The sequence below is a fragment of the Microcoleus asticus IPMA8 genome (genome assembly GCF_013179805.1).
GTDB lineage: Bacteria > Cyanobacteriota > Cyanobacteriia > Cyanobacteriales > Microcoleaceae > Microcoleus > Microcoleus asticus.
Window position 1 is genome coordinate 41,397 of the sequence record NZ_SRRZ01000041.1, and the last position, 10,816, is coordinate 52,212.

11 protein-coding genes are annotated in these 10,816 nt (G+C 47.1%); 4 read left to right on the forward strand and 7 right to left on the reverse strand.

Annotation, left to right across the window (positions count from 1 at the left end):
* Positions 1–26: 26 nt before the first annotated feature.
* Entirely contained in the window at positions 27–1,226 is a 1,200-nt protein-coding gene (locus E5S67_RS13070) for a phosphoglycerate kinase (protein ID WP_172187802.1), read from the reverse strand.
* A 184-nt stretch (positions 1,227–1,410) separates the two neighbouring features.
* Here E5S67_RS13070 and E5S67_RS13075 point away from each other — a divergent pair, with 184 nt between their 5' ends.
* The gene (locus E5S67_RS13075; RefSeq protein WP_172187804.1) at positions 1,411–1,824 is read left to right on the forward strand and encodes a universal stress protein; all 414 of its coding nucleotides are present in this window, start codon (positions 1,411–1,413) and stop codon (positions 1,822–1,824) included.
* A gap of 67 nt (positions 1,825–1,891) precedes the next feature.
* On the opposite strand, the gene E5S67_RS13080 is transcribed toward E5S67_RS13075, so the two are convergent.
* Positions 1,892–2,071, reverse strand: coding sequence for a hypothetical protein (locus E5S67_RS13080; RefSeq protein WP_172187806.1), 180 nt, complete (start codon positions 2,069–2,071; stop codon positions 1,892–1,894).
* Here E5S67_RS13080 and ylqF point away from each other — a divergent pair.
* Complete coding sequence (gene ylqF / locus E5S67_RS13085; RefSeq protein ID WP_172187808.1) at positions 2,060–2,914, forward strand: ribosome biogenesis GTPase YlqF; 855 nt, start codon at positions 2,060–2,062, stop codon at positions 2,912–2,914. The genes E5S67_RS13080 and ylqF overlap by 12 nt on opposite strands.
* Before the next feature lie 19 nt (positions 2,915–2,933).
* On the opposite strand, the gene E5S67_RS13090 is transcribed toward ylqF, so the two are convergent.
* The gene (locus tag E5S67_RS13090) at positions 2,934–3,749 is read right to left on the reverse strand and encodes an MOSC domain-containing protein (RefSeq protein WP_172187810.1); all 816 of its coding nucleotides are present in this window, start codon (positions 3,747–3,749) and stop codon (positions 2,934–2,936) included.
* Positions 3,750–4,116: 367 nt separating this feature from the next.
* Between E5S67_RS13090 and E5S67_RS13095 the strand changes: the two genes are divergently transcribed.
* A complete protein-coding gene (locus E5S67_RS13095; RefSeq protein ID WP_172187812.1) occupies positions 4,117–4,827 on the forward strand; it encodes a carbonic anhydrase in 711 nt (236 codons plus the stop codon).
* 121 nt (positions 4,828–4,948) lie between these two features.
* On the opposite strand, the gene E5S67_RS13100 is transcribed toward E5S67_RS13095, so the two are convergent.
* Positions 4,949–6,136 (reverse strand): glycosyltransferase family 2 protein, encoded by a 1,188-nt coding sequence (locus tag E5S67_RS13100; protein ID WP_172187814.1) that lies wholly within the window; start codon positions 6,134–6,136, stop codon positions 4,949–4,951.
* Positions 6,137–6,434: 298 nt separating this feature from the next.
* On the opposite strand from E5S67_RS13100, the gene E5S67_RS13105 reads away from it, so the two are divergent.
* Complete coding sequence (locus E5S67_RS13105; protein WP_172187816.1) at positions 6,435–6,704, forward strand: GlsB/YeaQ/YmgE family stress response membrane protein; 270 nt, start codon at positions 6,435–6,437, stop codon at positions 6,702–6,704.
* 363 nt (positions 6,705–7,067) lie between these two features.
* On the opposite strand, the gene sppA is transcribed toward E5S67_RS13105, so the two are convergent.
* From sppA to E5S67_RS13120, 3 genes are all read right to left on the reverse strand, one after another.
* The gene (gene sppA, locus E5S67_RS13110) at positions 7,068–8,888 is read right to left on the reverse strand and encodes a signal peptide peptidase SppA (protein WP_172187818.1); all 1,821 of its coding nucleotides are present in this window, start codon (positions 8,886–8,888) and stop codon (positions 7,068–7,070) included.
* Positions 8,889–9,154: 266 nt separating this feature from the next.
* Positions 9,155–10,204 (reverse strand): type 2 isopentenyl-diphosphate Delta-isomerase, encoded by a 1,050-nt coding sequence (fni, locus tag E5S67_RS13115; RefSeq protein WP_172187820.1) that lies wholly within the window; start codon positions 10,202–10,204, stop codon positions 9,155–9,157.
* A gap of 135 nt (positions 10,205–10,339) precedes the next feature.
* Positions 10,340–10,816: SDR family oxidoreductase (locus tag E5S67_RS13120; RefSeq protein WP_246276765.1), on the reverse strand; the 477-nt coding region annotated here is incomplete at its 5' end.

Here is a 10,816-nt window from a genome sequence, read left to right on the forward strand (position 1 = left end):
GGCTTTGCCCGCCCTACTTAACTTAATTAAGCCTCATCTAAAGCAGCAACACCAGGCAATTCCTTACCTTCGAGCAGTTCCAAACTAGCACCGCCACCAGTGGAAATGTGGCTCATTTGTTCGCCTAAATTCAACTGTTCCACAGCCGCCACCGAGTCACCACCACCAATAATTGTGGTAGTACCAGTTTTAGTAAGTCCAGCCAAAGAATGAGCAATACCTTCAGTTCCAGCAGCAAACTTCTCCATCTCAAACACGCCCATCGGCCCGTTCCAGATTACCGTTTTGCAATCGGCCAAAGCATCTTGGAAAGTTTTTACTGAATCCGGGCCGATATCCAAACCCATCCAACCTTCCGGGATGCTTTCTACAGGAACAGTTTGAGTGTTAGCCGCCGCATCAAACTTATCAGCAACTACCACATCAGTAGGTAACAGAAAAGTAACTCCCCGTTCCTTCGCCTTCTCTTCCAAAGACTTAGCCAATTCCAGCTTGTCATCTTCCACCAAAGACTTGCCAACGTTCAAGCCGCGAGCTTTGTAGAACGTGAAAACCATGCCACCGCCCAACAGCAGTTTGTCGCACTTTTCCAGCAGTTTTTCAATGACTCCAATCTTGCTAGAAACCTTAGAACCGCCGATAATAGCAGCCAAAGGACGCTGGGGATTGTCGATCGCACTGCCGAGATATTGCAGTTCCTTCTCCATCAAAAACCCAGCCACAGAAGGACTCAGATACTTAGTAACGCCCTCAGTAGAAGCGTGAGCCCGGTGAGCCGTACCAAAAGCATCATTGACATACAAATCAGCCACAGAAGCTAACTTCTTAGCAAATTCTGGGTCGTTTGCCTCCTCCTCTGGGTAGAAGCGCACATTTTCTAGCAAAAGCACATCGCCATCTTGCATCGCCTCGACTGTAGCAGCGACTTCATCGCCGATGCAGTCGTCAGTCTTTTTGACCTCTTTGCCCAACAATTCCGACAGCCGCTTAGCAACCGGCGTCAAGCGCAACTTCTCCGTCACACCCTTGGGACGCCCGAAGTGGCTGCACAAAATGACCTTAGCACCCTTGGACGCTAAATCTTGAATTGTCGGCAGAGCAGCCCGGATGCGAGTATCATCGGTGATATTGCCGTTGTCGAGCGGCACGTTAAAGTCCGCCCGCACCAATACCCGTTTGCCCGATAAGTCCGATGCCGATAAATTTGCTACAGTTTTTTTGGTCACAGGATTAACCTCCTAATATGTGTGTTTTTGTCTAATTCCGTTGAAATGGCGGCACTTGTCACTTGCACTTGGGGCCTCGGACGCATTCAACCGCGTCCGTACAAAAAACGGAAGATGAAACAAACGGCACTGATTGGCTCAACGTAAACATTTTATCGGAGTCCGCGTCCGGGAGATGCGCACTATGTTCAAGACTGTCTTATTTCCTGTCGATCAAAGCCGAGAAGCCCGCGAAGCCGCGGAAAAGGTTGTCAATATTGTGAAAACCTACACTTCTCGTTTAGTTATTCTTTCGGTAGTCGAACCCCCAGCCGAGGAGGGTGCCACCCCACCGTCAGAGGTGATGAGTTCCCCGGAAGCAGTCGCCAAACTGCTGTCTGAGGCCCAATTGATGTTTTCCCAGCAGGGAATCGAAGCTGAAATCATTGAGCGAGAAGGCAAACCGGCTTTCACGATTTGTGATGTGGCTGACGAAATTGGGGCCGATTTGATTGTGATGGGCTGTCGGGGGATGGGTTTAACCGATGATGGGGCGTCTGACAGCGTTACCAATCGAGTGATCAATCTGTCTCCTTGTGCAGTTTTGATAGTGCCTTAAGGAAGGAAGGAAGGAAGAAGGAAGAAGGAAGAAGGAAGAAGGAAGAAAGAAAACTCTTTCTTATTACTTATTTCCAGTAGTGTAAGTTAGATGCCCAACAGCTTACTTCTGCCATTTTCCTGATTCCCTCCTTCCTTCGTGCCCTTAAATCCGTTACACTCATCCGTTCCCTGATGATTTCTTGATTCTTCCCTCTTCCTTCTTCCTTCTTCCTTCTTCCTTCTTCCTTCCTATTATGAAAATTCACTGGTATCCCGGTCACATTGCCAAAGCTGAACGGGCATTAAAAGAACAGCTAAAGCGGGTAGATGTGGTGCTCGAAGTCCGAGATGCCCGCATTCCATTGGCTACTTACCACCCCCAAATGCCGAGTTGGGTGGGCGGCAAGGCGCGAGTATTAGTCATCAACCGCATGGATATGATTGCGCCTCGCGCGCGCGAGGCGTGGGAAACATGGTTTGAGGCCCAGGGGGAAACTGCGTATTTTACTAATGCCGAGCACGGTCAAGGAGTAGACGCTGTGGCGGATGCCGTGCAGAATGCTGGGGTGCAGCTAAATAAAAGAAGGTTCGATCGAGGTATGCTGCCCCGTCCAGTCCGCGCAGTGGTGATGGGCTTTCCAAATGTCGGAAAATCTGCTTTAATTAATCGGCTGTTAGGGCGGAGAGTGGTGGACAGTGCCCGCAGAGCTGGAGTAACTAAATCGCTCCGATGGATTCGCATTTCTGACGAAATTGAATTATTAGACGCCCCCGGAGTGATTCCCACTCGCATTAACAATCAAGAAAATGCCATAAAATTAGCTATTTGCGAAGATATTGGCGAGGCAGCTTACGACAATCAGGTAGTAGCGGCAGCGATGGTAGATTTGCTCCAAGGGCTGGAGGCGGCTGATGAGACGTTGATATCACTATCTGGTTTCAAATCCAGGTATAAATTAGATGCAGCCTCTAGTAATGGTGAAGATTATTTGCACGAGGTAGCAAAAGACAAGTATAAAGGAGATGTCGAACGAACGGCGCGGCAAATGTTAAACGATTTTAGAACGGGTGTGTTGGGTCAGCTTACTTTGGAGTTGCCACCGGCTTGATCGGACTCGTGCCATACAACTAATCAGGAATGGTATTAAAGAGGGATTTGCTGGCGCTACTAATTTGAACTTCGTCTCCTATGTGTAATATTTTTCCGGCTGCTTGACCCGAGACTCGCATACTAACTATCAGTCGATTAAAGTGATTTAAAGACCCTCTCTTTAGCAAGTCAGGCATGATTTCCTCCTGCTTGGCTTTTAGTAGATTTTGAAAATTTGTATCGGTTGCTTTCGGGGCATAATTTTGCGTACATCGGATACAGGGGTGACCGAGATTAATAGCTTCAAATATTACAGTCCCTATTTTCAACGTCACTAATTTATTGGCTTCTGGGAAAAGTTGGTCTTCCCAAAAAGCCGGGACATCTCCTATTTCAATATTAGCTCGCAAGCGATGGCGCATTTCGTTAACGGAAACTCTCGGAAACCAAGATGCAACTTCGGCAATTGTTTCGGTACTTATTATGCTTGGCCCGGGCGCAGCGGTATCGTCGGGAAAGCCTGTCAGCAAATTTTCCATTAACTTGACGGGGAAACCGAAGTAGTTGCTCAACCAATATTCTATCCCTGGGCGTTCTCTATCTACATGAAAAAAAATTTCTTGTTCGGTGTCTTGTATTTTCAGGCCGGCCATTCTCTTTTGGATGTCAAAGGATAAGCGCAGAAAATGGACTCCGCTGTTGCGCTTAGTGTTAACAAGTTCTCCTGCTTCATCGCAGATGGCAAAAGAGCGATCGCCTTCTAGAGCTCCGCTGGCAAGAATAGTTGCTTGACTGACAGCTATGCCGTCAAGGGACTTGACCGGATAGATATGGATACTGGCGACGTAAGACATTTCGATCCATTGATAAATAATTGTAGTTTTACAATAGTCCCGACTGTTTTTAGTTCGTAGTCTGAAACCCGCGATTTTCCGTTGGTAGCGAACTTGCCGAATCGCCTTGAAACCCTTTTTCTACGGTTGGCAATCAAAAACTGTCTGAAGTATTGGTTTGAGATACATTTTAGCATCACCTGCCGGCAGAAGGATGACCGCAGTTGCCTTTAGGAAATAAAATATGAAATAGAAAGGGGCAAATTTTTGGAATTTTTAAGTTTAAATTTTGCTGTAGCTACTTGTAAAAAAAAAGTAAAGAAATAGGGTTCAGCTTGTGGTATATCTTATGCTATAAAACACCCAAAATTAAACCGAGTTGCAAGCAATGACAGAAAGCGGAAGAAGAGATATGATTTCGCGACGCAATTTAATGTTAAAGGCTGGTGCAGGGATACTGACGGCAAGCTTTGCACCTGCGCTTTTGCAAGCTCAACCCGCAAAGGCAGAAGCAATCTCTGATATTACTCCCGACGGTGCTCTCAAGAAATTGATGGAGGGGAATCAACGCTACATTGAGCAAAAACGGACATTTCCCGACCAAGCTCGATCGCGAATTGTAGAAGTAGCAGAGGGTCAACATCCGTTTGCAACCATCCTGGCTTGTTCTGATTCGCGGGTTGCGCCCGAAATTATTTTCGACCAAGGATTGGGGGATTTGTTTGATATCCGAGTAGCTGGAAATTTTCTCGACGATGTGGTTCTCGGCAATATGGAATATGCCGCAGTAGAATTAGGCGTGCCGCTATTAGTAATTCTGGGTCACGAACGCTGCGGTGCTGTTAAAGCGGCTTTAGATGGCAAAGCTGTGCCGGGTCACATTAGCACTTTGGTGGCGGCGATTAAACCCGCAGTTGATACCACAAAAGGTGTCCAAGGCGATGCCTGGGATAACGCAGTCAGAGCTAATGTGAAAATCAACGTAAATAAGTTACAATCCTCGTCGCCTATTTTAGCTGAAGCAGTCAAAGCGGGCAAGCTTAAAGTTGTTGGGGGCCGCTACGATTTGGATAGCGGCAAAGTAGAGATAATTGCTTGATTTTGCTGGCATCTCATATCTTGGAATATTTTTAATGAACAGGCTTTCCGGCCTGTTCCACAATGCGAGAATTTGATTGTGGGGTGGGCATCCGGCCCGCCCATAAAAGCCATAATTTCAGTTACATTAAACCCATTTCTTGCAGTCCCCGGCGCAGGCGTTCTGCTTCAAATGGGCGGCGCTGTTGGTGAAGGGCGATCGCTCTTTTGAATTCGGCTAAACTCTCTGGCATTTTGCCAATTTTCAGCAGCGCTACTGCCAAGTTTTGATGAGCTTCGGCGTGTTCGGGAGCGATTTTAATCGCTTGTCGGTAATAGGCGATCGCATCTGCTAAATTTCCGGCTGCCTTCAAAGTCAGTCCTAAATTGTAGTGACCTGTGGCAAAACTGGGGTCAATTTTTAAAGCTGCTTTGTAAGCTTTTTCAGCCGATTTCAAATCTCCTTCATCTTTGAGCAAATTGCCCAAATTATTGTAAGCGCCCAACTTGAGCGCCGGAATCACATCTGTATTAATTGCCGCTTGATAGTGTTCTTTGGCTTTAACAAATTGCTGCTGCTGGCGGTAAGCAATTCCCAAATGATAGTTGAGTTCGTAAACAATAGAATCATCAATTGCCGCAGCAGCCAAGCCCCTAGTTAATAAATCTATTCCCCGCCCAATTTGCCCTATTTCTACATACAAAGCGCCTAATTTGCTACAAGCATAAGCATCGTTTGGATAATAAGCGATGTAGCGTTCCATTGCTGCTTGAGCTTTTTGGAATTTACTTTTTGCTGCGATCGCATCTTTTTGATAACCAGAGTGCCAAATCGCCACATCGGGGAGAGAAGCTATTTTCCATGTTGGTTCCCTATGCAAAATCTCAGCCACGCTGTCGTCTACCATTGCGTGGTAAGGGCGAGAAAATCGGATGTCGGGGCGATTGCGAAACAATCGAGACACTAGGGAATAGGGAGATTGAGAGGCACCGATTTCTTGGCGGATGAGATTTATTAAGAGCAGCCGATCGCTCTGAATGCCCTCCTTAATTTGAGGTAAAATCTGCGGTACCAAAACCTCGTCGGCATCCAACACCAAAATCCAGTCGCCCTGGGCGTGCTTCAGACACTCGTTGCGCGCCGCTGCGAAGTCGTCGCACCACTCAAAGTCATAAACCCTCGCGCCATATCCTCGGGCGACTTCACGGGTGCGATCGCCCGATCCCGTATCCACCACCACTATTTCGTCCACAACACCCTTAACGCTGTCCAAAGTCCGCGACAGTGTTGCCTCTTCATTCTTCACAATCATGCACAGAGTCAGATCCATCGGGCGCAAACTTTCCTCGTTTCACAAAATTATTGTAATTTTTTTACCAGTAAAACACAAAAAGTCCCAGAAAAAATTCTCCTATTTCCTTTTTGCCTTGAGCATAAGTACCTTTCTTCCCTGGAAAAAGTGGGTTAACTCTTTTGAGATATTAAAAAGCCTCAAACTCGGACGATTCCTCAGAAATCCTACCACTTTCGATTCTTCCCTACGGTAGAGGTAAGGACGGGAGAGCAGTTGTTATTCTAAGAACATAAGACAGAGAACGAGAAAAGTTAAGCATTCAGGAGAAACGGAAATGGGAATTATTGCTTGGATTGTTTTAGGACTGATTGCCGGTGCGATCGCCAAAGCCATTTATCCGGGAACTCAAGGTGGCGGTTTTCTGGCCACAACAGGCTTAGGAATTGTGGGTGCGCTAGTGGGAGGTTATCTAGGTCAAGTCTTGCTCGGGACGAGCGGGGGAGCTTCCTTCGGAGTAATATCTCTACCCAGCATAGCTTTTGCAGTTGTAGGTGCGATCGTGGTACTTTTCATCTGGGGATTGTTAACTCAGCGTGCTGCATAACAAATATTGCCAATTCCCAGTCGATCGACTTTTAGGGTATTCAAAAACCCGGTTTCTAGAAGAAACCGGGTTTTTCAGTGGTTTGTAGGGTGCTTCAGCCTACTCATACCAAATCCGCGTTAAAAACCGCGATCGCACTCAGCGTTTGAAACGGTTCAAGAGTCAAACTTTCGCCAGATCTCACCTCTTGCACCATTCTCAAGAACAGGCAAGATGCCTGTGAAGCGAAGACGAAGTTTTGTTGTGGGGTGGGCAGGAGATCCCGCCCGCAAAAGGCTTATTGAGAATGGTGCAACATCTCAGTGCGAGCAGAGGGGGACTGAAGAATAAAGGGGTAAAAATCCCGGATTTGGTATCAATTAATTAATCAATCCGCAAATTGAAAGGCAAGCGAACATAAATCCCCTGCGGGTCGTTCATCGACCCGATCGCAGCCAATTCATCCTGCATTTTCTTAACTTCAGCAGTCAGTGGGTCTAGTTTGGCGGCTGGTTTCAAAACGCGAACGCCTGAAAGTCTTTCCAAAATTCGCTCCTCGAAACTGCGGCGTTTTGGATATTCTTCCAACTGCCAATTGTCGCCGAGTTTAGCTTGCTTAGCCGCCTCTTTGACAGCATCTTCAAGGCCGCCAATTTCATCGACTAAACCCAACTGTTTCGCGGCCGTACCAGACCACACCCTGCCTTGAGCAATTTCTTGTACCTTGTTTTTCGGCAGTTTGCGGGAGTCGGCGACTTTAGTAATAAATCGATCGTAAATGCGATCGACTATTCTCTGAATATTCGCCAATTCTTGAGGATTTTTCGGGCGGGAAACCGTGTTAGTATCCGCAAAGCGGCCGGTTTTCACAACGTCCCAAGTCAGGCCGTTGTTAGCAGCCAACTTTTGGGCGTTGAACAGCATTCCAAAAACGCCGATAGAACCAGTAATCGTATTCGGTTCGGCAAAAATGCGGCTGGAACCCATCGCAATCCAATAGCCGCCGGAAGCTGCTAAATTGCCCATCGAAACGATAACTGGTTTCTTTTTCCCCGTCAGCATAACTTCGCGCCCGATGACTTCGGCCGCCGTCGCGCTGCCTCCGGGACTGTTGACTCGCAAAACTACTGCTTTTACGTCGTCATCTTCTCGAATTTTCCGCATTTCTAGAGCGATGCGATCGCCTCCTACTTTAGTCGGACCCCCTTCCCCGTCTACAATCTCTCCCTCGGCGTAAAGTATAGCAATTTGGTTTTTCTTGTCAGCGCGAGTTGAGTTTTTATCGTCAGCAATTCTGGCGTAGTTTTTCAAACTAATTTGCTTGAAAGATTTGTGTTCGCGATCGGTTCCTGTCAGTTTTTTAAGTTCGCTCGCAATTTCGTCAAAGTATACAACTTTATCAACTAACTTGCTTTTGAGAGCTTCGTCAGCCATCAAAGTTCCGCCCTTATCTGCAACCGCTTGCAGTTGGGGAACGGTCACTTTACGGTTCGGCCCGACAGTTTTCAGGTATTCTCCCCACATATCTCCGAGCAACTTTTGAGTTTGCTGGCGATTTTCGGGACTCATTTTTGTGAGCAAAAACGGCTCAACGGCTGACTTGTATTTGCCGACACGAGTCACTTGAACTCCCAAACCGTATTTCTCCAAAGCACCGGTGAAAAACATTGCCTGACTGCTAAAACCGTTGAGTTCCAAAGCCCCGTAAGGATTGATTGCAATTGTATTAGCAACGGAACCGAGGTAATAATCTCGCTCGCTCCAGTCCATCTGGTAAGCAAAAATGGGTTTTTTGGCATCTCGGAAACGCTGCAAGGCCGATCGAACTTCTTTGAGATTGGCAAACCCGCTGCTGCTCGAATCCGAGCTGCCTTCGAGATAAATGCCAACTATTTTCGGGTCTTTCTTCGCAGATTCGATCGCGTCTAAAACAGTCCGCAGCGTCACTGTATCGCCGGAATCCTCCGAAAGCACTTCTTCAATCGCCGCGCTAGTGCTGCGGCTCGGTTTGCTGTCGGTGATATTTAAAGAAAGGTCTAATACCAATACAGACTTATCTTTAACTTGCGGGCCTGAATCTTTAGACGACGATGCCGCCAGAGCAATTAGCAGTACCAGTCCCCCCAATCCGATGCTGCCCAGCAGCAACAATCCGAGGAAGGTTCCCAGCAAACTTGCACAGGTATATTTTAGGAAATCTTTCATTAGATAATTGGTTATTGGTAATTAGTCATCAGTCATTAGTCATTAGTTATATCAAATCAGGTTAGAGCTGAATGATACCGAGCGTGCAAGTGTCCCGCTCGCACTGCACTCGGAAAAATATTATTCCGATGTCGGCGGAAACGATATTATTCGTCATTCCTGCAAGTAGGATTGAGCACTTATCTGCTGTCGTTAGTTATTAGCTAATGACTAATGACTGTTGACTGATGACTGTTGACTAATGACTGCTGACTGCTGACTCACTTTTATCTTAACCTTTCCAAAACTCCAGAATATTTTAACTCATCCAAGTTAGCGCAGCCCGTACAGAACATCACGGTGGCGATTTCTGCAATTAAAACCTCAGCTAGAACGCCTGCGGCTGATTCCGATTCCGCTGCGGCTTCTAGAAACGGCCGCGCCAGTCCCGCAATATCCGCGCCGAGGGCGAGAGCCTTCGCTGCATCCAACCCATTCTGCAAGCCTCCAGAGGCAATCAGAGGAACATCCGGCGCTACGGCGCGGGTGCTGACAATGCACTCGGCTGTCGGTATTCCCCAGTCGGCAAATGTTGTGCCCAACCTGCGCTGCTTGCTATCTTTAGCTCGCTTTCCTTCTATTTTTGCCCAAGAAGTCCCTCCGGCCCCGGCAATGTCGATCGCACCTACTCCCGCGGCGAGCAATTTTTTTGCCATGTTCCCTGAAATACCGTTGCCGACTTCTTTAGCAATAACTGGTACTGGTAATTTATCGCACAATTTGGCTATTTTATCTAGGAGTCCTTTAAAGTTAGTATCGCCTTCGGTTTGAACGCACTCTTGCAGCGGATTTAGATGCAAAATTAGGGCATCTGCTTCGAGAATATCAACAATTTTTTGGCACTCTTCCAAACCGTAACTGTAGTTTAATTGAACGGCTCCGATATTGGCAAATAGCAGAATATCTGGAGCGCGGCGACGGACGGCAAATGTAGGAGCTAGTTGAGGTTTTTCTACGATGATTCGCTGGGAACCGACTCCCATTGCCAGTTTGTATTCTTGAGCAACATCGGCGAGGCGATAATTGATTGTCTGAGCTAATTCTGTGCCGCCGGTCATTGAGGAAATTAGCAGGGGAACGGCTAGTTTTTTGCCGAGAAATGTGGAGGTTAAATCGATTTCAGTGCGATCGAGTTCTGGCAAACAGCAGTGAGCAAAACGGTAGCGTTCGAGGCCGCTGGTAGTTTCGCGAAATTGTACGTCTTCTTCGAGGCAGATCCGCAGGTGGTCTGCTTTGCGCGTTTCGGTTTGCGACGGGGAGGTTAGCGGCAAGTTCACAGTAGCTATTTGGGGAAAGAGTTGTGATGTGGGAATATAGCAATTTTATTTCATTTTTGAATTTTTTAATGAACTGCAGAGAGCGCAGAAGAAAAGAAAAGAGAGATGTTCGCAACATCTGCAATGGTTGCTGTATTATCCAGGAACGGTCAGCGCCTTTCCATTATCTGAAGGTTTCAACTTCAGCAAAAAAGGAACTGCTTTTTGCACCCATGCTTTGACTGACGTGTAACTTGCCGCATCTTCTCCGAAAGAAATTTCCAGCATATCCGTGTGAATTATCCCCGGATTCAAAGGAACCGCCGCCATACCTCCGGGCAATTCTTGAGCGAGCGATCGCGTAAGTCCTTCTATCGCCCACTTAGAAGCGCAATAGGGCGCAACTTCCGGCGAAGTTGACCTTCCCCAACCAGAACTCAAGTTGACAATTATGCCGCTTTTTCGAGCAATCATTGCCGGGACAAAGTGACGAATTACATTAGCAGTACCTTTAATATTAACATCAATTACCTGCGAAAATTCGTATCCGCTCAATAAGTAGCGGTAGCACAGAAAAAAAAATAAGCAGAGTACACAAAGTGTCATAAAATAGGACACATGACGCCAAAGATT